Source organism: Streptomyces hydrogenans, assembly GCF_014656075.1.
GTDB lineage: Bacteria > Actinomycetota > Actinomycetes > Streptomycetales > Streptomycetaceae > Streptomyces > Streptomyces hydrogenans.
Genome location: NZ_BNBS01000073.1, coordinates 21,324 through 41,597, shown reverse-complemented (window position 1 = coordinate 41,597; position 20,274 = coordinate 21,324). Strand labels below are relative to the sequence as shown.

Sequence of the window (20,274 nt, the reverse complement as noted above, 5' to 3'; positions counted from 1 at the left end):
CCCTGGCGGGCACGGGCGCCGCGCCGGCGGGGACGGGTGCGCCCGCCGCCGATCCGGTCGCTGCCACCGCTGCCACCGCTGTGCCCACGGTGCCGGACACCGGCCCCCAGGACCCGTCCGCCGCCGCGCCCGCATCCACGGCGCCCGCACCCGCAGGCTCCGCACCCGCCCGCCCCGCACCTGACATGGCCGCCCCGGCCACGTTCGTGCTGCTCCGGCACGGAGAGACCGCGCTCACTCCCGAGAAGCGCTTCTCGGGCAGCGGCGGGAGCGACCCGGAGCTGTCCGAGGCCGGCCACCGCCAGGCCGCCGCCGTCGCCGACGCGCTCGCCGCGCGGGGCACGATCCGGCACATCGTCAGCTCCCCGCTCACCCGCTGCCGCCAGACCGCCGAGACCGTCGCCGCCCGCCTCGGGCTCGACGTGGTGATCGAACCGGGGCTGCGCGAGACCGACTTCGGCGCCTGGGAGGGCCTGACCTTCGGCGAGGTCAGGGAGCGGTACCCGGAGGACATGGACGCCTGGCTGGCCTCCGCGAAGGCGGCCCCCACCGGCGGGGGCGAGAGCTTCACCGCCGTGGCCCGCCGCGTCGCCGCCGCCCGCGACCGGCTGACCGCCGCCCACGCGGGCCGCACGGTCCTCCTCGTCAGCCACGTCACGCCCATCAAGACCCTGGTCAGACTGGCGCTCGGCGCCCCGCCGGAGTCGCTGTTCAAGATGGAGCTGTCCGCCGCCTCGCTCTCCGCCGTCGCCTACTACGCCGACGGCAACGCCTCCGTACGCCTCCTCAACGACACCTCGCACCTCCGGCGCTGACCGCGAGGGCCGGGAAAGCGCGAGGCCGGGAAGAACCGCGCGGACCGGGCAGGACCGCGAGGGCCGGGCAGGACCGCGAGGGCCGGGAAGAACCGCCCGGACCGGCTGGGACCGCGCGGCCCTCAAAAGGGTGGCGGGCGGCCCGTCGGGTGGCCCACCATCCAGCCATGAGCTGGCACTTCACCTCCGACCCCGCCGTCCTCCGCGCCGCCGCCGGGCCGCACCTCGCCGCCGACCCGGTCCGGAACACCGCCGTGCTGACGCTGATGGAGTCGTCCCCGCGGCTCGGCTGGTGGACGGAGCCGGACGGCCGGGTCACCGGCGTCGTCGCCGTCCCGCGCCCCGGGCTCCCGTCCCTCGGGGTGACCACCGAGGCGGCGGCCCGCGCGCTGGTCCTGCCGGACGGCACCCCGCCGAGGGAACTGCGCGGCGAGACGGCCGCGGTGGAGGCGTACCGGGAGGCCGCCGGCCGCACCGGGACGGTCCTCGCCCGCACGCGGCTCTTCCGGCTCGGCGAGCCGGTCCCGCCGGACCCGGTGCCGCACGGCCGCGCCCGCCTCGCCACCGCGGCGGACCTCCCGCTCCTGCGCGACTGGACCACCGGCTTCGCCCGTGCCATCGGCGAGGAGCCCGAGGACGACTACACCGGCTTCCTCACCGCGCGCGTCACCGAGGCCCGCCTCCACCTCTGGGAGACGCCCGACGGCCGCCCGGTGTCGATGGCCGCCGTCTCCCGCACCGTCGGGGGCCAGGCCCGCGTCCACCTCGTGTACACCCCGCCCGCGGACCGGGGCCACGGCTATGCCGCCGGTGTCACCGACGCCGTCGGCCGGGCCGCGCTCGACGCGGGCGCCGCCCACGTCCTGCTCTTCACCGACCTCGCCAACCCCACCAGCAACGCCCTCTACCGGCGCCTCGGCTACCGCCCGGTGACCGACCACCTCGGCATCCGCTTCACCGGTCCGACACCCCGGCCGTAGGCGCCCGCAGCCCCGCCGCCTCCCGCGCCAGGGCCTCCACCCGGCCCCAGTCGCGGGCGGCCAGCGCGTCCGGCGGCAGCATCCACGTGCCGCCGACGCAGGCCACGTTCGGCAGGGCGAGGTAGGCGGGGGCGGAGGCGGCCGAGACGCCGCCGGTCGGGCAGAAACGGGCCTGCGGCAGCGGGCCCGCCAGCGACCTCAGGTACGGGACGCCGCCCGCCGCCTCCGCCGGGAAGAACTTCAGCTCCGTGACGCCCTCCTCCAGGAGGGCCAGCACCTCGGAGGCGGTCGAGACGCCCGGCAGGAACGGCACGCCCGACTCCCGCAGCGCCCCGAGCAGCCGCCCCGAGCACCCGGGGCTCACCAGGAACCGCGCCCCGGCCCGCACCGCGTCCGCGACACCGGCCGCGGAGACCACCGTCCCCGCGCCGACCACCGCCTCCGGCACCTCGGCCGCGACCGCCCGCACCGCGTCGAGCGCGGCGGGGGTGCGCAGGGTGATCTCGATCAGCGGCAGCCCGCCGGCCACCAGGGCCCGTGCCAGCGGCACGGCGTCGGCGGCGTCCTCGACCACCACGACGGGGACGACGGGAGCGTGCGGGGCGAGCGCGAAGGGACCGGGGGTGCGGGACATGACCTCATCCTGACCGGCACCACCAGTCCACGCAACGACCGTTGCGCACCGTGCAACGAATGGTCAGTGGATCTCGTCCACCAGCACGTCCAGGGCCCCCGCCCTCGCGCCCGTCTCCACGACGTACCCGAGGTCCCGCAGCGCCTCCACCAGCTCCGCCGGCGTGCCCGGAGCCGCGTCCGCCTCCAGCAGGCTGCGGACGATCCGGCCCTTGGTCGCCTTGTTGAAGTGGCTGACCACCTTCCGGGTCGGCGCGTGCAGCACCCGTACCGTCGCGGTCCGCGCCGCCGTCTCGCCCCTGGGCTTCCACGCCGTCGCGTACGCCGCCGAGCGCAGGTCGAGCACCAGCCCGTCGCCGGCCGCCTCCGGCAGCACGGAGGCCATCGCGCCCCGCCAGTGGGCGCCCAGGGCGCCGAGCCCCGGCAGCTTCACCCCCATCGAGCAGCGGTACGACGGGATCCGGTCCGTCACCCGCACCGCGCCCCAGAGCCCCGAGAAGACCAGCAGCGAGGACCCCGCGCGCTTCCGGGCCGCCGCGTCCAGCGTGGCCAGGCCCAGCGCGTCGTACAGCACGCCGGTGTAGACCTCCCCGGCCGGCCGGGCGCCCGCCGTGCGCAGCTCGACGTTCTTCGCGACCTCGCCGCGCAGTCCCTCGCTCAGGCCCAGCACCTCGCGCGCCTTCTCCTCGTCGGCGGCGCACAGCTCGACCAGCTCGTCCAGCACCGCGGCCCGCGCCTCCGCGAGCCCCGGCAGCGACAGCGACTCCGGCTTGAGCGGCGCCCCGCGCCCGGAGGACGCCTTGCCTTCGGAGGGCGGCAGCAGCACGAGCACGGTGGTTCTCCTTCATACGGACCGGGAAGGGGGATGCGGCCCCGGATGCCAGCGTACGAGGTCCGGGCCGGGGTCCCGCCCCGCCGGGCGCCGGCCCACGACGTGCCGCCCCCCGCCGCCCGCCCTACGCTCGGTTCCATGCCCCGCCGCCACATTCACGTGACCGGCGCAGCCGAGGCTCCGCTGCGGGCCGCCCTGCGCGCACTGAGGACCGAGCTCGCGGTGCCCGAGGGCTTTCCGCCCGCCGTGCTCGCCGAGGCCGAGGCGGCCGCGAAGAACCCGCGCCTGCCCGCGTACGACGCCACCGACCTGCCGTTCCTCACCATCGACCCGCCCACCTCCACCGACCTCGACCAGGCCATGCACCTGGCCCGGCGGGCCGACGGCGGCTACCGCGTGCACTACGCCATCGCCGACGTCGCCGCCTTCGTCACGCCCGGCGGGGCGCTCGACGCCGAGGCCCACCGGCGAGTCCTCACCCTCTACTTCCCCGACGGCAAGGTCCCTCTCCACCCGCCGGTCCTCTCCGAGGGCGCCGCCAGCCTGCTGCCCGGCGAGCCCCGCCCGGCCCTCCTCTGGCGGATCGACCTCGACTCCGAGGGCCGCAGGGTCGCCACCGACCTGCGCCGCGCCCTGGTCCGCAGCCGCGCCAAGCTCGACTACGCGAGCGTCCAGAAGGTCATCGACTCCGGCACCGCCGAGGAACCCCTCGCCCTGCTCCGCGACATCGGCCGGCTCCGCGAGGAGCGGGAGGTCGAGCGCGGCGGCATCTCCCTGGACGTCCCCGAGCAGGAGGTCGTCGAGGTCCCCGGGGACCACACCTACACCCTCGCCTACCGGGCCCCCGTCCCCGCCGAGAGCTGGAACGCGCAGATCTCCCTGCTCACCGGCATGGCCGCCGCCGACCTCATGACCGCCGCGGGCACCGGCATCCTGCGCACCCTGCCGACCGCCCCCGACGGGGCCGTCGCCCGGCTGCGCCGCTCCGCCGAGGCCCTCGGCGTCGCCTGGCCGCACCACGTGCCGTACGCGGAGGTGGTCCGGCACGCCGACCCCACCGACCCCCGCCAGGCCGCCTTCCTCCAGGAGTGCACCACCCTGCTGCGCGGCGCCGGCTACACCGTCTTCACCGACGGCCGGCTGCCCGACCCCGCCGTCCACGCGGCCGTCGCCGACGAGTACACCCACTGCACCGCCCCGCTGCGCCGCCTCGTCGACCGGTACGCCTCCGAGCTGTGCGTGGCGGCGGTCGCCGGGACCGAGCCGCCCGAGTGGGTGCGGGCCGCACTGCCCGGCCTGCCCGACACCATGGCGGCGGGCTCGCGCCGGGCCAACACCGTGGAGCGGGAGAGCGTCGACATCGTGGAGGCGGCGCTGCTCAGCGGCCGGGTCGGCGAGCTCTTCGACGCGTACGTGATCGACGTCAAGGAGCGCGAGCCGTCCGTCGGCACCGTCCACCTCGACACCCCGGCGGTCGTCGCCCGGGTCGAGGGCGGCACCTCCGCGCTGCCGCTGGGGGAGTGGCTGCGGGTCAGGCTGTCGGAAGCGGATCCTGGCCGGGCGAAGGTGCTGTTCGCGCCCGCGTGACGGCGACGGCGTCCCGGACGGCCTCGTACAGCGCCTTCGGGTCGTCGGCGTGCAGCCGGACCGTGGTCACCGGCCGGACCCGCCCGAGCAGCCCCACGACGTCCACGGGCCCGCTCAGCTCCAGGGTGACGGAGGTCTGCGAGCCGACGGCCAGGTTCAGCTCGCCGTCGGCCTTCTCGTGGGTGAAGCGGTTCTCGCGGCGGACGGCGGCGATCCGCTCCAGCGGCACGGCCACGTCGACGTGGGCGGCCTGACGGACCCGCAGCCGCCCGTCGGCGAGCACGTGCGGCCGGGTCACGGCGGCCGCGTGCAGCCCGAGGACGAACAGCACCGTGTACACGTCGAGGACCAGCACGACCGCGTGCACGACCGGCCAGCCGGCCAGCAGCCACGACATCCCGACGGTCTCGACGAGACAGACGAACGCGAAGCCGTACATGAGGGCGGCCTGGTCCCGCGCGTGCGGGAACACGCCCGCCGCGCCCCCGGTCCCGTGCGGCCGCCGCGCGACCCACCGCCCGAGGCTCGCCATCAGCCGCAGCTCGTGCCCGATCAGCCGCAGCACCCGCTCCGGTACGAGCTCCGCCAGCGCCTCCCGCCGCGAGAGCCCCCGCCGCCGCAGCCGCACCCACACGACCGCCTCGGCGGCGAGCAGCCCGGCCGTCACCAGCTCCGCGCCGACCCACACGCCCCCGGGGATCCGCACCCCGCCGAGCAGCAGTGTGAGGAGCACCAGCTCGGCGGGGAGCGCCGCGTAGGCGACCGCCCGCAGCACCCGCAGCACCGGCCCCCGCTCAGTCCCGGTCACGCCCGTCACGTCCGCCCCTTCCGTCGATCCGCTCCGACACCAGCACCAGCGCGCGGCGCACGACGGCCGCCTGGGCGGGCGCCAGCTCCGCGAAGAACACGTCGGCGAGCCCGCCCGCCCCCTCGGCCGGCAGCTCGAAGCCGCCGATCCCGTCCGGCAGCGCCCCGGCGAGCGCCCGCGCGGCCTCCTCGACCCGGGGATCGTCCACCGGGGCGTCGACGAGCGCGTCGAGGAGTCCGTACACCTGCCCGGCACTCGCGGACACCTCGTGCATCAGTCCCATCAGCCGCGCCCGCTCATCGGCCGGCACGACCGTGTCGAGCAGGGTGAGGATCTCCCGGTCCTTCACGGCCATCGGCGAGTCCGGCAGCTCGCCGACCCCCGCGAGCAGCGCGGCCAGCTCCGGCGACACGGGCCCCTCGGCGATGAGCCGCCCGTCCCGCGCCGCGTCGAGCAGCCCCGCCAGCCGCGCCCGCCGCTCCCGGACGACCGCCTCCTGCCGGGCGAGGTCGGCGTCCAGCTCCTCCAGCACCTCCACGAGCTCCCGCCCCGCGTCCTCGGCGAGCACGTCCCGCACCTCGTCGAGGCCGAGTCCCAGCTCGGTCAGCCGCCGCACCCGGGCGAGCAGCACCGCGTCCCGGATGCCGTACTCCCGGTAGCCGTTGGCCAGCCGGGCGGGCTCGGGCAGCAGCCCCAGATGGTGGTAGTGCCGCACCGCGCGGGGCGTGACCCCGACGAGCGCGGCGATCTCGCCGATGCGCATGCCCTCAGTAGAAACCCTGACGTCGCGGCAAGGTCAAGCGCCGTCCACCCGGCTCCGTCCCGCCAGGTAGCATGGTCGGCACGGCAGACGAGCCGGGCGGGCGGCCGCGTGGAGATCCTCGGATCTCCCCGAGGAACGTCCGGGCTCCACAGAGCAGGGTGATGGCTAACGGCCACCCGGGGTGACCCGCGGGACAGTGCCACAGAAAACAGACCGCCGTGGGCCTCGGCCCGCGGTAAGGGTGAAACGGTGGTGTAAGAGACCACCAGCGCCTGAGGTGACTCAGGCGGCTAGGTAAACCCCACCCGGAGCAAGGTCAAGAGGGGACACCCCGGTGTCCCTGCGCGAATGTTCGAGGGCTGCTCGCCCGAGTTCGCGGGTAGACCGCACGAGGCCGGTGGCAACGCCGGCCCTAGATGGATGGCCGTCACCCCGACGACCGCGAGGTCCCGGGGAACAGAACCCGGCGTACAGCCCGACTCGTCTGCCCCTCAGGCTTCTGACCTGCGATATCGCAGGTCAGGGGCCTTTTCTCGTGGAATCGTGGGCATTGCGTCAGGGAGCCGGAGGTTTCCGATGTCTGCCGGTCCCGGGACCGAGCCTCGGTGACGCCTCAGGAGTGGCGGCAGCCTCGGCGTGGGGAAACAGGATGCGCCGTGCTTCCGCGAGGTTCGCCGCGAAGCCGTACGCCTCCCACAGATGGCCGTTCCACCGCTGGATCGCACGGGGCGCATCGGGGTTCAGATGCGAAGCCCTCGGGCCGTCGCCGGTCACGAGGGGCACGGCGCGAAGCTGCCCGATCCTCGCGTCGCGACGCTCGGCCCACTGGGAGAGCGGTTCGTCGTCCATGGCCGGAGCGTAGTGGTTCAGGTGATCCGGTGTTCCCAGCGCAGGGAGGGGACCTGGTCGATCCAGTACCGGTGGGACGCGGGCGTCACACGGAGCCGTACGGAGTCGATCCCCGGTGCCCCGGCGTCCTGCCAGGCGACGAGAGAACGCTCCACGTCGTCCCACAGGGCCACCGGGCCGCCCTGGCGAACGGTCCAGCTCTCGCCGTCGGCGAGGAACTCGGCGAACGACTCCTTATCCGGATCGAACAGGTACAGCATGGGCGACCCGTCACCGTCCATCGCGCGGACGAACTGAGCGCCGGGCGCGGCCAGCTGTGCCAGGAAGGCGGGCATCCATTCCTCAAGGACCGTAGGGGACATCAGAGCGGGCCGCTCACTGTCCGCGTACGCGGTCCGGGCGGAGAGATCGCCGGCCACGGGGGCCACTGCTTGGGCCCGCGCCTGCATGAAGGAGGAACGCCCGACGATCGGGCCTTCGGCGGTGCCGTCATCGCCGACGGCCAGTCTCGCGAGGCCGGTTCCCCACGGCCACGAGCCGACCGTGCCGAGGACGACGCCTCCGGGTCTCGTCTGCCTGATCCACGCGTACGGGATGCGGTGGACCGCGCAGGTGGCGATGACCCGGTCGTACGGTGCCCGGCACGGGTGGCCGAGGAGGCCGTCGCCCGTCACCGTCCACGTCGAGAAGCCGGCGACTTCGAGAGCGACATCGGCTCGGGTGGCCACCTGTGTGTCCACCTCGACCGTGGTGACGTTGTCCTCGCCGAGATAGTGGCACATCAGGGCTGTGGAGTAGCCGGTGCCTGTGCCGATCTCCAGGACTCGGTGGCCCCTCGCGAGGTCCAGGGTCTCGATCATGCCGACGACGGTGGCCGGGTCGGTCGAGGAGGACGTGGGCACGCCCACGACGGGTTCGCCGGCCTGGTCGGCGGTGAGGTGGCCGTCGAGCTGGGTGGTGAGGGTGTCGACGCTGTATGCGATCTTCAGCCAATCGTCCGGATCCGTGTCCGCGGCGGTGACGGGCCGCCAGGTCCGCCCCTCGTTCAGGAACACTCCCGGGTGGAGGAACCGCTCGCGGGAGACGGTCTCGACGGCCGCACGCAGCCAGGGGGACCTCAGGACGCCTTTGTTCACGAGGACGGTCGCCATGCGGCGTCGCTCGTATGCGGGGTCGGTCATCGGTGGTCTCCTCGTACGAGCAGGTCGGCGAAGGCGGCGGACATCGGGAGGCCGGTCTCGGTCTCCAGCCACCCCCACTGTCCGTTGGGATTCAGTTCCAGCCACCAGTAGTCCCCGGCGCGGTCGACCGCGAGGTCGAAGCTTCCCGACATCAGGTCCAGCCGGTCCAGGTAGGCGTGCAGTGCCTGGTCCACCCGGTCGGGCAGGTGCTCCACGGTGTAGGCCAGGGCGCTGTAGTCCTTGCGCCAGTCCAGGAGGTCGGAGTCGATGCGCACGGCGAACGTATGCCGACCTACGAGCAGTACGCGGACGTCGGCGACCTTGTCCACGCGGGCCTGGAACAGGTGGGGCGTGACCCGAACGCTGTCGTCGATCTCCTCTGGGGTGACGGGGGCAGCCCACCCCGTCACCGGTACGCCCTCACGCGTGTAGGGGGTCCATCGCAGCGTCTTGAAGATCGCCTGCCTCTGAGCCTGGACGAACTCGCGCGCCTCGTACGGGTCGTTGGTGACAAGGGTGGGAGGGATGGTGAAGCCGAGTTGCTGGGCGAGAACGAGCTGCGCGGGTTTGTAGTCGGCCGCGGCAACGCGCAGGGGGTGGTTGACCCAGAGCGGGGCGCCCAGGGCGTAGAGGGTGCCACCGAGTCCGTAGCGGACCTGCGCCGCCGCGAACCGGGAGTCATCAGCGGACAGGTGGGGAAACGTGGGCCATTCCGGGCGGCGCCAGTACACCGACCGGACCCGGGTCACATCAGCGGTTCTCGACGGGGTGCGCACCTGCCCGACCACCGGGGCCGGGCAGGTACCGAACCTAGCCGAGACCGTGAGGCTTTCGCCGATGTCGGCGGGGTTGAACCGGACCACCGGCACATCGCGCCGGTTGAGTTCGGCGATCACCATGTCGGCGGTGATGTCGTCCGCCTCGGTGGCCACCAGAACCGGCCTCTCCTCGCTCATGGTCATCAGTCCTGGTTGCTGTCCTGGTCGTGACCCTGGTCGTTCCGGGAGTCCGCGTTCGTCGTCGTGGAGGTCTCGGTGCCGGAGCTGGTGCCGTGCTTGCCCATCTCGATCACCTGCCCGGCACCGTCTCGGAACACTCCGAGCTGTGTCGTGGGGTCGATGGCGACCGTGGAGTGGGGTCGGCGGATGACCGTCGGGTAGGGCGCGAGTCGGCCCGCACCCCACGGCCGCGTGGGGGAGAGGAGTGCGACAGAGGTGGTCATGAGACTCCTTGGGCTGAAGGGGGTGGTGCGGGAAACCGCCTGCGCGGGGCGCGTGGACGGCGATCTGCGGGCCGCGACTCAGAGGCGAGCGGCCTGGATGTTGTCGGCCGCGGTCGTCCACTCGACTCCGGACGCGGGCCGGATGTGTGCGATGCGGATCGTGCCGTGGCTGTGGAGCTCGTGGGTGACGGCGACGAGCACACCCACCCCACGCGAGGCGATGTCACGGACACGCGTGTCCAGGAGCGGGTGATGCTCGTAGCCGTCGGAACCGACCGGGTTCACTCCTCCGGCTCCTTCCGGAACTCGACGCGGCGCATGAACCTCTCCCAGCCGCCGGCCGCCCGTACCCGCAGAGCCCGGCTCGGCGCACCCGGTCGGGGCTCCGGCGGCGTGTACGTACGGCCACTGGCGCCAGGGTTCCTGCGGGGCGGTCCGAAAGGTGTCACGTGGTCGCTCCTCTTCGTGGAGAGCTGTTCGGAGGATCCTTCGACCTCCGGACGGTGTGTGACCAGTGAACGACGATCCGTTACCTTCTCCCAGAGCGAGCCATGCGCAATATCCAGGCGTTTTACAGGCGTTGGCGCGTGGCGGGCATGAGCGCGTGAAAGGGTTCTCGTGAGGGGAGACCTATGACGTCGAGGCGTAAGCGATTCGCGGAACGGCGCGCGGCCCGGGGTTACTCTCAGGAGGAATGCGCAGAAGCGCTTTCGGTGGCCGCGTCCACCGTGGTTCGTTGGGAAAGCGGTCGCGCCACCCCGCGTCCCCACCAACGGCCGAAGCTCGCAGCGCTGTTGGGAGTGACCCTCCCCGAGCTGGAAGCCCTTCTCTCCGACGAGCAGCCGGCCGAGACCGCCGGGCTCTCCGCTGCCCCATCCCTCCTCCATGGTGATGATGACGACATGAAGCGCCGCGAAGTCCTGGGTCTGCTCGCCGTCACGGGCGCGCTGGTGGCTCTTCCCGATCCCTGTGAAGCCGCCCGAGGGCGGGCTGCGTCGACACGCTCGGATACCGGGGAGGCCCTCCACCGCAGCCTCTGGCAGGTCTACGCGCTGTCGGACTCCAAGCAGGTCGTCTTCCCCGCGGTGCGCGCGCAGCTCGACGTACTGGCGAAAGGACTGACCGAGCCCCGCACTGCTGCGGAGCGGTCCCGACTGTGCCGGATGGCGGCAGACCTCTACCAGCTCGTCGGTGAGCTGTTCTTCGACGCCAACCGGTACACCGACGCCGCCCAGTGCTACACACTGGCCGCCAACGCGGCCTACACCGGTGGTGACCACGACCTGTGGGCCTGTGCCATGACCCGCCATGCATACGTCGAGCTGTACGCGCGCCGCGCGCACGCCGCCCAACCCCTGCTCGATGCGGCGTTCCGCATCGCTCGGAGGGGCGACGACACTCTCTCCACCCGTCACTGGGTCGCGGCCGTCCAGGCTCAGGCGTACGCGGCTGTGGGCGAGCTCGACGCGTGCAACCGGGCGCTGGACGAAGCCGAGAAGGTGCACGCCCTCGATGGCGCTCACTCCCACAACGGAGGCTGGCTCCGTTTCGACGGCTCCCGCCTTTCCGAGGAGAGAGGAGCCTGTTACCTCCAACTGGGCCGCCCTGATCTCGCCGAGGAAGCGCTCACCGCAGCCCTTGCCCAGCCTTTGTCCCTGCGTCGACGCGCTGCTGTTCTGAGCGACCTCGCCGTGCTCGGGGCGTACAGGCGGGACATCGACCAGGTCGTGCACTACGCGGAGCAAGCACTCGGACTGGCCGACCGGTCGCATTCGGGATTCATCGGCAAGAAACTGGACGGGCTTCGGGGGCGTATTGCCCCGCTCATGTCCGATGACCGAGTCTCGACTCTTGATCACCGAATCGCGGCGCTTCCGCGCACCGCATGACGAGAGGGACACGCGCATGAATGACGGCCGGATCTTCCGCGAGGCGTGGATCGACGGTGTGAACAGGCACTATCCCGGCGAGCCGAAGCCCGGCTATGTCACGCCGTGGGACGAGACGCCCGCGTGGGAGCGTGAAGCCGCCGCCGCCGTGTACGGGCAGGTACGCGACTTCATCGAGATCAGCGGCGGATACGCGGCCCGGCTCACCCGCGAGCAGAAGGGCCGGTTCGTCGCGATCTGCTGGACCGCCCAGATGTTCAGGCACTTCGAAGACCCGAAGCCCGGATATGTCGCCGACTGGTCCGACCTGCCGGCCTGGCAGCGGGAGACGGACGCGGACATCTTCGAACGCATCGAGGGGACCGCCTGATCTCGTGAGCCACGATGGCCTCGTCCGGCCGACCCGGGCGGGGACGTCGTGTCGCTTGGCCGCCGAAGCAGCCACTGGAGGACCCTCTCCCTCCCGCAACCCGCCCGCCCCGCGCCGACGTTGGCCGTGGGGCGCTATCGTCTGCGTGCGCCGGAGGAGGGTGGGGGACGTGTGGGATCTGGGGGAGGGCGATCCGACGGAGATCGGGTCGTTCCGGTTGGTCGCGCGGCTCGGGAGCGGGGGGATGGGGAACGTCTACCTCGCCACCCAGGACGGGCGGGACGGGCACGTCGCCGTCAAGACGATCAGGAGCGAGTACGCGCAGGAGGACGGCTTCCGGCGGCGGTTCACCCGGGAGGCCGCGGCGGCCAGTTCGGTGCGGAGCCCGTACACCGTGCGGGTGGTCGGGTTCGACACGCGGGCGCGTGAGCCCTGGCTCGCCACCGAGTACGTGGAGGGGCTCTCGCTCCGCGACCACGTGCGGCGGCACGGGCCGCTGGCGCGCGCCGAGGCGGTCGAGATGGGGCTCGGGCTCTCCTTCGGGCTGGCCTCCATCCACCGGGCCGGCCTCGTCCACCGGGACCTGAAGCCGGCGAACGTGCTGCTCACCGACGGCGGACCCAAGATCATCGACTTCGGGCTCGCCTACGCCACCGACTTCAGCCACGCCACCCAGTCCGGCGCCGTCCTCGGCACGCCCGGGTACTTCTCGCCCGAACAGGTGCAGGGCCTGCCGGTCAGCGCCGCCTCCGACGTCTTCGCCCTCGGCGCCGTCCTGACCTTCGCCGCCTCCGGCGACCACGCCTTCCGGGCCTCCACGCCCGTCACCGCCCAGTACCACGTGGTCCACGAGGAACCCCGGCTCGCGGACGTGCCCGAGGAACTGCGGGAGCTCATCGCCGCCTGCATGCGGAAGGACCCGCAGGAGCGGCCCGCCCTGAGCGACGTCCTCGCCCACCTGACCACCCTGCGGTCCTACGGGCACAAGGAGACCGCCGCCGCCTTCCGCCGGTCCCCCCGGACCCTGCTGCGCAGGGCGGCGAAGGGCGGAGAGAGCGTGGAGGCCGCCGCCCCGGCGCGCCCCGACCGCACCGGGAACCGGATCGTCCTCGGCGCCTCCGCCGTCCTCCTGCTGGTCGCCGGAGCCGCCGCCGGGGTGGCGCTCTCGCCCACGCTGGACGCGATGGCCGGACCGGTCCCCGGGCCGCGGGCGTCCGCCGCGCCGGGGGCGTGGACCTCCCCGTCGCCGGACGACGCCCGGCCGGGGCGCCCGTGGGAGGCGAACCAGTACAACGCGAACCTGATCGACTCCCTCTCCTACAGCCCGGACATCCGGCGCTGCGTGATGGACGAGGGGGTGGGCGTGGACGCCAGCTCCCCGGGCTTCGGCATCTCGGTGTCCGAAGGGGCGTACCGGCACGGCTATCCCACCCGGGCCGTCGTCAGGATCACCGTCGACCGCGCGCAGGTCGGCGACCTCCAGCAGCCCGTCGTCCACCTGAAGCTGCCGGGCGACGCGGGGATCGTCTCGCTCACCGTCCCCCGCGGCCAGGACACCTGGACCTTCCGCTGGCCCGACGTCCTGAGGACCGCGTCGCGCGCCGAGATGCCGCAGCGGTACGAGGACCTGGCCCCGGAGGCGCTCCGGGGCCCCTACACGGTGACGCTCGTCCACTACTCCGTCATGGCCTGCGACGGCTTCATGGGCGATCCCCGGGGCGCGGCGGCCTCCCCGCCCTGACCGGCCCTCCCCTCAGATCAGCACCTCCACCGTCCAGTGCGGCTCGCGGTCGTCCGTGCGGATGACGACCGGCTTCGGGTCCGGGGAGCGGTCCTCGAAGAGGTCGCGGCCGAGGGCGAGGCCGTTCTGGGTGATGACGTACGTGCCGGTGGTGAGGGTGGCGAGGGAGCGCACGGGCGTGATGCCGTCGGGCGTGACGCGGTGCAGGCGCCAGACCGAGGCGGGGGTGGCGTCCGGGCGGACCAGGGCCTGGGCGCGGTCGGTGCCGGGGGCGGTGACGGTGTCCTCGGTGCCCTTGACCGTGAGGCGGTAGCCGCCGCCGTCCGCCTCGCCGAGCGCCCACTCGGCGCTGCGGTGCTCGTCGACCGGGAAGCCGACCAGCCTCCCCTCGTGGACCCCGACCGGGGCCCCCTTCGCGTACAGCTTGACGATCCGGTCGTGCTCCGACATCGCTCCTCCAGCGGGGAAGGGGGCCTGGTGCCCCCGATACTGCCCGGGGTGGACGCCCGGCCGCCGGAGGCTGTCGCGGGGCTCGCCCGACTGGCCCATCCCCGGCGCCGGAGCGGGGCGCGGGGGCGGCCGCCGGGTACGGCTGGGCCATGACCCTTCCTGTGGACCGGCTCAGCGAGCCCACCGTGCGCGCCTTCGTCACCGCGCTGAACGCCAACGACCGCGACGCCTTCTTCGGCCTCCTCGCCCCCGGGGCGACCATGTCCGACGACGGGTCCGAGCGGGACCTGCGGGAGTGGACCGAGCGGGAGGTGTTCGCGTCGCACGGGCGGATGGTGGTGGAGAGCGAGGACGACGGCGGCCTCGTCCTCGTCGCCACCTACAGCAACGACACGTGGGGGGCCATGCGGACGGACTGGCGGTTCACCGTGGAGGACGGGAAGGTCACCCGCTTCGAGACGGGACAGGCCGCCGCGGAGTGACCCCCCGGACCCGCGCCGCTCCCTGACACCGCGGACGGGGGACGTGGCGGCCCGTCGGCGGGGGAGTCGATCCGTCCGCCGGGAAGCGGTCCCGTCGGTGGGGGAGCCGCCACGTCCGCCGGGAAACGGCCCCGCAGGTGGGGAGTCGCCACGTCCGCCGGGAAGCGGTCCCGTCGGCGGGGGCGCCGGCCCGTCCGCCTCAGCCCCCGTCCCCTCGGCGGCCTCCCTCAGCCCCCGCCCCTCGGCCGCTCCCCCCGCCTCAACCCCGCCCGATGTACGGCATCGTCGTCGCCATCACCGTCGCGAACTGCACGTTCGCCTCCAGGGGCAGGGCCGCCATGTGGACGACGGTCGCGGCCACGTCCGCCGCGGCCATCACCGGCTCGGGCGCCAGGTCGCCGTTGGCCTGGAGGATGCCGGACTGCATGCGGGCCGTCATGTCCGTGGCCGCGTTGCCGATGTCGATCTGGCCGCAGGCGACGCGGTACGGACGCCCGTCCAGCGACAGGGACTTCGTCAGGCCCGTCATCGCGTGCTTGGTCGCCGTGTACGCGATCGAGTGCGGGCGCGGCACATGGGCGGAGATCGAGCCGTTGTTGATGATGCGGCCGCCCTGGGGGTCCTGCTCCTTCATGGCGCGGAAGGCGGCCTGGGCGCAGAGGAAGGCGCCGGTGAGGTTGACGTCGACGACCGCGCGCCAGGTGTCGTAGGACAGCTCCTCGACCGGGGTGCCGCCGCCCGCGAACGTACCGGCGTTGTTGAAGAGCAGGTCGACGCGGCCGAAGCGCGCGCGGACCGCGTCGAAGAGGGCCGTCACCTCCGCGGGTGAGGTCACGTCCGTCGGGGCGAGGAGGGTACGGGCGTCCGCCAGGCCCTCCGCCGTCTCTTCCAGGGGTGCGAGCCGCCGGCCCGCGAGGGCCACCGACCAGCCCGCCTCCGCGAGGGCCCGTGCCACGCTCCGGCCGATGCCCGAACCCGCTCCCGTCACCACTGCGACGCCCATGCCGAACCAGCCTTCCAGCTACGTGTCGCCCCCGGCCGGGAGCGTACGCCAGACGCGTGCCCCATGAACTCATCCGTCCGACACGTGGATGACCTGTCCTCGACAAGGCGATGTCGCCCCCGCCCCCTCGAATACCGACGGACACCAACCGTCAGGGGAGGGGCACATGACGCCCATATCGCAGCACAGCGACGAATTCCGCGCCGCCGCACGCCACTTCGGCCGCCGCCGGTTCCTCACCACGGCCGGCGCCGCCGCCGCGCTCGCCTTCGCCACCCAGCTGCCCGCCGCCGGCGCGGCCGCCGCGGCGGAGCTGGACGGGCGCCGGATCACCGAGGACCCGTTCACCCTGGGCGTCGCCTCCGGCGACCCGCTGCCCGGATCGGTCCTGCTGTGGACCCGGCTCGCCCCCCGCCCCTTCGAGCCGGGCGGCGGCCTGCCCGCCGAGCGCGTCTCCGTCCACTGGGAGCTGGCCCGCGACGAGCGCTTCGCCCGGACCGTGCGGCGCGGACGCGCCACCGCCCACCCGGAGTTCAGCCACACGGTGCACGTCGAGGTCGAGCACCTGGAGCCGGGGCGGGAGTTCTACTACCGCTTCCGCGCGGGCGACTGGACCAGCCCCGTCGGCCGCACCCGCACCGCCCCCGCCCCCTGGGCCCGCCCGGCGGAGCTGCGGATCGGCGCGGTGTCCTGCCAGGCGTACCACGACGGGTACTTCACGGCCTACCGCCACCTCGCCGACGAGGACCTCGACGTCGTCCTGCACCTCGGCGACTACCTGTACGAGTACGCCGTCAACGCCACCGGCGGCGCCCGCGCCTACACCGACCGCACCCTCCCGGCCGTCTTCAACCGCGAGACGGTCACCCTGGAGGACTACCGGCTGCGCTACGGCCTCTACAAGTCGGACCCCGACCTGCGGGCCGCGCACGCCGCGCACCCCTTCGTCGTCACCTGGGACGACCACGAGACCGAGAACAACTACGCGGGCGGCACCCCCGAGAACGGCGTCCCGCCCGAGGAGTTCCTGCTCCGCCGCGCCGCCGCCTACCGCGCCTACTGGGAGCACCAGCCGCTGCGCGCGCCCCAGCGCCCCGAGGGCCCGGACATGCGGCTGTACCGGCGGCTGCGCTTCGGGCGGCTCGCGCAGTTCGACGTCCTCGACACCCGCCAGTACCGCTCCGACCAGGCGTACGGCGACGGCTGGCAGGTGCCGGGGCCGCTGTCCGAGGACCCGGCCCGCACGATGACGGGCGCCGCCCAGGAGCGGTGGCTCCTCGACGGCTGGCGCGCCTCCGACGCCCGCTGGAACGTCCTGCCGCAGCAGGTCGTCCTCGCCGAGCGCCGGGACCGCTCCACCGCCGACTTCAAGCTGTCGATGGACTCCTGGGACGGCTACCCGGCCTCGCGGCAGCGGATCCTGGCGGGTGCCGAGTCCGCCGGGGTGGAGAACCTGATGGTCCTCACCGGGGACGTGCACGTCGGCTACGGCTTCGACCTCAAGGCCGACTTCCGCGACCCGGCCTCCCGCACCCTCGGCACCGAGATCGTCGCCACCTCGATCGCCAGCGGCAAGGACGGCGCCGACCGCCCGTCGAACTACGACAAGCTCCTGCAGGCCAACCCGCACCTGCGGTTCTTCAACGGGCGGCGCGGCTACGTCACGGTGGCCTTCGGCGAGGAGAGCGCCCGCGCCGACTTCCGTACGGTCCCGTACGTGACGACGCCGGGCGCCCCGGTCGCCACCGCCGGCTCCTTCGTGACGGAGGCCGGGAACCCGGGGCTCACGCCCGCGTGAGCGCGGCCTCCTGGGGGTAGCGGACGCCGACGCGGTCCCGCACCGCGTCGAGCGTCCGCATCACCGCGAGCGTGCCGTCGAGCGGGACCACCGCCGACTCGGTCGCGCCGGCCCGCAGGCAGCGCATCACCTCGGCGGCCTCGTGCCGCATCGAGTGCGGGTCGTCGGTGTTGGTGAACTCCTCGGGCTCGGCGCCCTCGCGCACCAGCGTGAACCGCTCGGGGAAGAAGAAGCCCCGGGGCACGTCGATCCGGCCCTTCGTGCCCGTCACCGAGGCGGTCAGCGGGGTGTCGGCCTCCAGCGAGCAGGACAGCAGCGCGGAGGCGCCCGAGTCCCAGCCGAGGAGCATGCCCGTGTTCAGGTCGACGCCCTCCGGGGAGATCCGCGCGTGCGCCTGCACCGAGTCCGGCTCGCCGAGCAGCAGCTGCGCGAAGGCCACCGGGTACACGCCCAGGTCGAGCAGCGCCCCGCCGCCGACCGCGGGGTCCCGCAGCCGGTGGTCGGGGCCGAAGGGTCCGGCCAGGCCGAAGTCCGCCTGGACGGTCCGCACCTCTCCGATCGCCCCGTCCCGGACCAGCGCGGCGAGCGTGCGGACCAGCGGGTTGCAGTACATCCACATGGCCTCCATGAGGAAGAGGCCGCGGTCCCGGGCGAGGCCGACCAGCTCCTCGGCCTCCCGGGCGTTCAGGGTGAACGCCTTCTCGCAGAGGACCGGCTTCCCCGCCTCCAGGGCGCGGCCGGCCGCCTCCCGGTGGGCGTGGTGCGGGGTGGCGACGTAGACCACGTCGACGTCCGGGTCGGCGAAGAGGCCGTCCCAGTCGCCGTAGGCCCGGTCGATCCCGAACCGGTCGGCGAAGGCCCGCGCCGACGCCTCGGTGCGGGACGCCACCGCCACCACCTCGGCGCCGTCCAGCTCCGCCAGATCCGTCGCGAACCGCTCGGCTATGCCGCCGGTCGCGAGAACGCCCCACCGCACCACGTCGTTCATGTCTGTCCACCCCAAGGGTCTCGATCCGCCCCGCCGAGCTGAGAGCATAGGCAAGGTTTCAACGAAACGGAGCAGTCGATGCCGGAAAGCGGCCAGAAAACAACACAAGGACACATAGCCGGACCGCCGTCGGTCGCCCCCGGCGCCGTTTCCGTCCCGGCCGCCCGGCGGGCCGGACTGCTCGTCACCCTCGTCCTCGGCGGACTCACGGCCCTCCCGCCGCTGTCCATGGACATGTACCTGCCGGCGCTGCCGGACGTCACCCGCTCGCTCACCGCCCCCGCGGCCACCGTCCAGCTCACCCTCACCGCCTGCCTCGCCGGCATGGCCCTCGGCCAGCTCGTCGTCGGCCCCATGAGCGACAAGTGGGGCCGCCGCCGGCCCCTCCTCGTCGGCATGGTCGTCTACGTCCTCGCCACCGCCGTCTGCGCCTTCGCCCCCAGCGCCGAGCTCCTCATCGCCTTCCGGCTCCTCCAGGGCCTGGCCGGCGCCGCCGGCATCGTCATCGCCCGGGCCGTCGTCCGCGACCTCTACGACGGCGTCGAGATGGCCCGCTTCTTCTCCACCCTCATGCTGATCTCCGGCGTGGCGCCGATCATCGCGCCGCTCATCGGCGGACAGATCCTGCGGATCACCGACTGGCGGGGCGTCTTCCACGTCCTCGCCGTCATCGGCGTCCTCCTCACCCTCGTCGTGTGGCGCTTCCTGCACGAGACGCTGCCCCCGGAGCGGCGCCAGGAGGGCGGCGTCGGCCAGGCCCTGCGGACCATGCGCGGACTGCTCGCAGACCGCGTCTTCACCGGCTACATGCTGGCCGGCGGCCTCGCCTTCGCGGCCCTCTTCGCCTACATCTCGGCGTCCCCGTTCGTCGTCCAGGAGATCTACGGCGCCTCCCCGCAGACCTTCAGCCTCCTCTTCGGCCTCAACTCCGTCGGGCTCGTCGCCGTCGGCCAGGTCAACGGCAAGCTGCTCGTCGGACGGGTCAGCCTCGACAAGGCCCTCGGCGTGGGCCTCTCCGTGATCCTCCTCGCCTCGACGGCGCTGCTCCTGATGACCACGGGCGTCTTCGGCGAGGTCGGACTGGTCCCGATCGCCGCCGGCCTCTTCGTCCTGATGTCCGCGATGGGCCTGGCGATGCCGAACACCAACGCGCAGGCCCTCATGCGCACCCCGCACGCGGCCGGCTCCGCCTCCGCGCTGCTCGGCACCTCCTCCTTCCTCATCGGCGCGGTGGCCTCGCCGCTCGTCGGCATCGCGGGCGAGCGGACCGCCGTCCCCATGGCCGTCGTCCAGGTCTCCTGCGCCGCCGCCGCCCTCGCCTGCTTCCTGCTGCTGTGCCGCCCGTGGCGCGTCGCCCGGGAGAGGACCGCGCCCTGATGTGACGATCCCGGGATGTGCCACTACTGCGGTTGCCGCGACATCCCGCTGATCAAGGAGTTCATCGCCGAGCACGAGGCCGTCACCGACCTCGGCGGCGACGCGGTCCGCGCGCTCGACGCGGGCGACCGCGCGAGGGCCGCGGCCCTCGCCGGAGAGATGGCGGTGCGGCTGCGCGGCCACTGGGCCGGCGAGGAGGCGGGCCTCTTCCGGGTCATGGCCGAGAACGAGGAGTACGCGGGGTACGTCTCCGCGCTCGTCGCCGAGCACCGCGAACTCGACGCCTTCCTCACCGCCCTCGACCTGGACGACCCCGCCCAGCGGACCGCCTTCGTCCGCGCCGTCGACGAGCTCCACGAGCACATCGCCAAGGAGGAGGACGGACTCTTCCCCGCCTCCCTCACCGAACTCACCGGCGACCAGTGGGACCTGGCGATGTCGGCCTGGAGCACGGTGCACGGCCGCCCGGTCGCCCCGGCCGGGACGACCGACGCCGGCGCCTAGAC

Annotated in this window: 22 protein-coding genes and 1 other RNA gene; 11 read left to right on the top strand and 12 right to left on the bottom strand. The window is 73.7% G+C overall.

What is annotated here, in order from left to right:
- Both IE321_RS26750 and IE321_RS26745 read left to right on the top strand, forming a co-directional pair.
- A partial coding sequence (locus IE321_RS26750) for a bifunctional RNase H/acid phosphatase (protein WP_190224836.1) occupies positions 1 to 815 on the top strand: 815 nt, incomplete at its 5' end.
- A gap of 167 nt (positions 816 to 982) precedes the next feature.
- On the top strand, positions 983 to 1,795 hold the full coding sequence (locus IE321_RS26745; RefSeq protein ID WP_190224835.1) for a GNAT family N-acetyltransferase: 813 nt from the start codon (positions 983 to 985) through the stop codon (positions 1,793 to 1,795).
- Here IE321_RS26745 and eda read toward each other — a convergent pair.
- Together eda and yaaA are read right to left on the bottom strand one after the other, a co-directional pair.
- Entirely contained in the window at positions 1,770 to 2,429 is a 660-nt protein-coding gene (eda, locus tag IE321_RS26740) for a bifunctional 4-hydroxy-2-oxoglutarate aldolase/2-dehydro-3-deoxy-phosphogluconate aldolase (protein ID WP_190224834.1), read from the bottom strand. The genes IE321_RS26745 and eda overlap by 26 nt on opposite strands.
- Positions 2,430 to 2,492: 63 nt before the next feature.
- The gene (gene yaaA, locus IE321_RS26735) at positions 2,493 to 3,260 is read right to left on the bottom strand and encodes a peroxide stress protein YaaA (RefSeq protein ID WP_190224833.1); all 768 of its coding nucleotides are present in this window, start codon (positions 3,258 to 3,260) and stop codon (positions 2,493 to 2,495) included.
- A gap of 138 nt (positions 3,261 to 3,398) precedes the next feature.
- Between yaaA and IE321_RS26730 the strand changes: the two genes are divergently transcribed.
- The gene (locus IE321_RS26730) at positions 3,399 to 4,847 is read left to right on the top strand and encodes an RNB domain-containing ribonuclease (RefSeq protein ID WP_190224832.1); all 1,449 of its coding nucleotides are present in this window, start codon (positions 3,399 to 3,401) and stop codon (positions 4,845 to 4,847) included.
- Here the strand turns inward: IE321_RS26730 and IE321_RS26725 are convergent.
- Both IE321_RS26725 and IE321_RS26720 read right to left on the bottom strand, forming a co-directional pair.
- On the bottom strand, positions 4,792 to 5,655 hold the full coding sequence (locus tag IE321_RS26725) for a hypothetical protein (protein WP_229916552.1): 864 nt from the start codon (positions 5,653 to 5,655) through the stop codon (positions 4,792 to 4,794). The genes IE321_RS26730 and IE321_RS26725 overlap by 56 nt on opposite strands.
- Complete coding sequence (locus tag IE321_RS26720; RefSeq protein ID WP_190224830.1) at positions 5,642 to 6,418, bottom strand: MerR family transcriptional regulator; 777 nt, start codon at positions 6,416 to 6,418, stop codon at positions 5,642 to 5,644. Before IE321_RS26720 ends, IE321_RS26725 begins: the two co-directional genes overlap by 14 nt.
- 88 nt (positions 6,419 to 6,506) lie before the next feature.
- On the opposite strand from IE321_RS26720, the gene rnpB reads away from it, so the two are divergent.
- Positions 6,507 to 6,905, top strand: an RNA gene (rnpB, locus tag IE321_RS26715) — RNase P RNA component class A.
- 68 nt (positions 6,906 to 6,973) lie between these two features.
- Here the strand turns inward: rnpB and IE321_RS26710 are convergent.
- The 5 genes from IE321_RS26710 to IE321_RS26690 all read right to left on the bottom strand — a co-directional run bounded on the left by IE321_RS26710 (position 6,974) and on the right by IE321_RS26690 (position 9,955).
- On the bottom strand, positions 6,974 to 7,267 hold the full coding sequence (locus IE321_RS26710; protein ID WP_190224829.1) for a DUF6087 family protein: 294 nt from the start codon (positions 7,265 to 7,267) through the stop codon (positions 6,974 to 6,976).
- A 17-nt stretch (positions 7,268 to 7,284) separates the two neighbouring features.
- The gene (tgmC, locus tag IE321_RS26705) at positions 7,285 to 8,448 is read right to left on the bottom strand and encodes an ATP-grasp peptide maturase system methyltransferase (RefSeq protein ID WP_190224828.1); all 1,164 of its coding nucleotides are present in this window, start codon (positions 8,446 to 8,448) and stop codon (positions 7,285 to 7,287) included.
- Positions 8,445 to 9,404 carry an ATP-grasp ribosomal peptide maturase gene (gene tgmB / locus IE321_RS26700; protein WP_190224838.1) on the bottom strand — a complete coding sequence of 320 codons (960 nt, stop codon included), beginning with the start codon at positions 9,402 to 9,404 and terminating at the stop codon, positions 8,445 to 8,447. The genes tgmC and tgmB overlap by 4 nt, the downstream gene beginning before the upstream one ends.
- Before the next feature lie 5 nt (positions 9,405 to 9,409).
- A complete protein-coding gene (gene tgmA, locus IE321_RS26695) occupies positions 9,410 to 9,670 on the bottom strand; it encodes a putative ATP-grasp-modified RiPP (RefSeq protein ID WP_190224827.1) in 261 nt (86 codons plus the stop codon).
- Between the two features lie 78 nt (positions 9,671 to 9,748).
- Positions 9,749 to 9,955, bottom strand: a complete 207-nt coding sequence (locus tag IE321_RS26690; protein ID WP_190224826.1) for a hypothetical protein — start codon at positions 9,953 to 9,955, stop codon at positions 9,749 to 9,751.
- Positions 9,956 to 10,302: 347 nt separating this feature from the next.
- Between IE321_RS26690 and IE321_RS26685 the strand changes: the two genes are divergently transcribed.
- Genes IE321_RS26685 through IE321_RS26675 form a run of 3 tightly spaced genes read left to right on the top strand, consistent with a single transcriptional unit; the run spans position 10,303 to position 13,670 of the window.
- Positions 10,303 to 11,559 carry a helix-turn-helix domain-containing protein gene (locus tag IE321_RS26685; protein WP_190224825.1) on the top strand — a complete coding sequence of 419 codons (1,257 nt, stop codon included), beginning with the start codon at positions 10,303 to 10,305 and terminating at the stop codon, positions 11,557 to 11,559.
- Between the two features lie 16 nt (positions 11,560 to 11,575).
- Complete coding sequence (locus tag IE321_RS26680) at positions 11,576 to 11,929, top strand: hypothetical protein (protein WP_190224837.1); 354 nt, start codon at positions 11,576 to 11,578, stop codon at positions 11,927 to 11,929.
- The gene (locus IE321_RS26675) at positions 11,847 to 13,670 is read left to right on the top strand and encodes a serine/threonine-protein kinase (protein WP_226651664.1); all 1,824 of its coding nucleotides are present in this window, start codon (positions 11,847 to 11,849) and stop codon (positions 13,668 to 13,670) included. Before IE321_RS26680 ends, IE321_RS26675 begins: the two co-directional genes overlap by 83 nt.
- Positions 13,671 to 13,682: 12 nt before the next feature.
- Here the strand turns inward: IE321_RS26675 and IE321_RS26670 are convergent, their stop codons facing one another.
- Complete coding sequence (locus IE321_RS26670) at positions 13,683 to 14,120, bottom strand: ricin-type beta-trefoil lectin domain protein (RefSeq protein ID WP_043230603.1); 438 nt, start codon at positions 14,118 to 14,120, stop codon at positions 13,683 to 13,685.
- A 149-nt stretch (positions 14,121 to 14,269) separates the two neighbouring features.
- Between IE321_RS26670 and IE321_RS26665 the strand changes: the two genes are divergently transcribed.
- The gene (locus tag IE321_RS26665) at positions 14,270 to 14,602 is read left to right on the top strand and encodes a nuclear transport factor 2-like protein (protein ID WP_043230604.1); all 333 of its coding nucleotides are present in this window, start codon (positions 14,270 to 14,272) and stop codon (positions 14,600 to 14,602) included.
- Between the two features lie 259 nt (positions 14,603 to 14,861).
- On the opposite strand, the gene IE321_RS26660 is transcribed toward IE321_RS26665, so the two are convergent.
- Positions 14,862 to 15,605 (bottom strand): SDR family oxidoreductase, encoded by a 744-nt coding sequence (locus IE321_RS26660; protein WP_190224823.1) that lies wholly within the window; start codon positions 15,603 to 15,605, stop codon positions 14,862 to 14,864.
- Between the two features lie 166 nt (positions 15,606 to 15,771).
- Here IE321_RS26660 and IE321_RS26655 point away from each other — a divergent pair, with 166 nt between their 5' ends.
- A complete protein-coding gene (locus tag IE321_RS26655; protein WP_190224822.1) occupies positions 15,772 to 17,403 on the top strand; it encodes an alkaline phosphatase D family protein in 1,632 nt (543 codons plus the stop codon).
- Here IE321_RS26655 and IE321_RS26650 read toward each other — a convergent pair.
- The gene (locus IE321_RS26650; RefSeq protein ID WP_190224821.1) at positions 17,390 to 18,391 is read right to left on the bottom strand and encodes a Gfo/Idh/MocA family protein; all 1,002 of its coding nucleotides are present in this window, start codon (positions 18,389 to 18,391) and stop codon (positions 17,390 to 17,392) included. The two genes, IE321_RS26655 and IE321_RS26650, sit on opposite strands and share 14 nt — an antisense overlap.
- A 78-nt stretch (positions 18,392 to 18,469) precedes the next feature.
- Here IE321_RS26650 and IE321_RS26645 point away from each other — a divergent pair, with 78 nt between their 5' ends.
- Both IE321_RS26645 and IE321_RS26640 read left to right on the top strand, forming a co-directional pair.
- Positions 18,470 to 19,768, top strand: a complete 1,299-nt coding sequence (locus IE321_RS26645) for a Bcr/CflA family multidrug efflux MFS transporter (RefSeq protein WP_190224820.1) — start codon at positions 18,470 to 18,472, stop codon at positions 19,766 to 19,768.
- 15 nt (positions 19,769 to 19,783) lie between these two features.
- Complete coding sequence (locus tag IE321_RS26640; protein ID WP_190224819.1) at positions 19,784 to 20,272, top strand: hemerythrin domain-containing protein; 489 nt, start codon at positions 19,784 to 19,786, stop codon at positions 20,270 to 20,272.
- Positions 20,273 to 20,274 lie beyond the last annotated feature (2 nt).

Excerpts from the sequence above, each read along its gene's own strand:
- IE321_RS26685 (WP_190224825.1), top strand. The coding sequence starts at position 10,303 with ATGACGTCGAGGCGTAAGCGATTCGCGGAACGGCGCGCGGCCCGGGGT.
- IE321_RS26660 (WP_190224823.1), bottom strand. The coding sequence starts at position 15,605 with ATGGGCGTCGCAGTGGTGACGGGAGCGGGTTCGGGCATCGGCCGGAGC.
- tgmB (WP_190224838.1), bottom strand. The coding sequence starts at position 9,404 with ATGAGCGAGGAGAGGCCGGTTCTGGTGGCCACCGAGGCGGACGACATC.
- IE321_RS26730 (WP_190224832.1), top strand. The coding sequence starts at position 3,399 with ATGCCCCGCCGCCACATTCACGTGACCGGCGCAGCCGAGGCTCCGCTG.
- eda (WP_190224834.1), bottom strand. The coding sequence starts at position 2,429 with ATGTCCCGCACCCCCGGTCCCTTCGCGCTCGCCCCGCACGCTCCCGTC.
- IE321_RS26675 (WP_226651664.1), top strand. The coding sequence starts at position 11,847 with ATGTCGCCGACTGGTCCGACCTGCCGGCCTGGCAGCGGGAGACGGACG.
- IE321_RS26665 (WP_043230604.1), top strand. The coding sequence starts at position 14,270 with ATGACCCTTCCTGTGGACCGGCTCAGCGAGCCCACCGTGCGCGCCTTC.
- tgmA (WP_190224827.1), bottom strand. The coding sequence starts at position 9,670 with ATGACCACCTCTGTCGCACTCCTCTCCCCCACGCGGCCGTGGGGTGCG.
- IE321_RS26655 (WP_190224822.1), top strand. The coding sequence starts at position 15,772 with ATGACGCCCATATCGCAGCACAGCGACGAATTCCGCGCCGCCGCACGC.
- tgmC (WP_190224828.1), bottom strand. The coding sequence starts at position 8,448 with ATGACCGACCCCGCATACGAGCGACGCCGCATGGCGACCGTCCTCGTG.
- IE321_RS26745 (WP_190224835.1), top strand. The coding sequence starts at position 983 with ATGAGCTGGCACTTCACCTCCGACCCCGCCGTCCTCCGCGCCGCCGCC.
- IE321_RS26680 (WP_190224837.1), top strand. The coding sequence starts at position 11,576 with ATGAATGACGGCCGGATCTTCCGCGAGGCGTGGATCGACGGTGTGAAC.
- IE321_RS26720 (WP_190224830.1), bottom strand. The coding sequence starts at position 6,418 with ATGCGCATCGGCGAGATCGCCGCGCTCGTCGGGGTCACGCCCCGCGCG.
- IE321_RS26670 (WP_043230603.1), bottom strand. The coding sequence starts at position 14,120 with ATGTCGGAGCACGACCGGATCGTCAAGCTGTACGCGAAGGGGGCCCCG.
- IE321_RS26645 (WP_190224820.1), top strand. The coding sequence starts at position 18,470 with ATGCCGGAAAGCGGCCAGAAAACAACACAAGGACACATAGCCGGACCG.
- IE321_RS26640 (WP_190224819.1), top strand. The coding sequence starts at position 19,784 with ATGTGCCACTACTGCGGTTGCCGCGACATCCCGCTGATCAAGGAGTTC.
- IE321_RS26710 (WP_190224829.1), bottom strand. The coding sequence starts at position 7,267 with ATGGACGACGAACCGCTCTCCCAGTGGGCCGAGCGTCGCGACGCGAGG.
- IE321_RS26650 (WP_190224821.1), bottom strand. The coding sequence starts at position 18,391 with ATGAACGACGTGGTGCGGTGGGGCGTTCTCGCGACCGGCGGCATAGCC.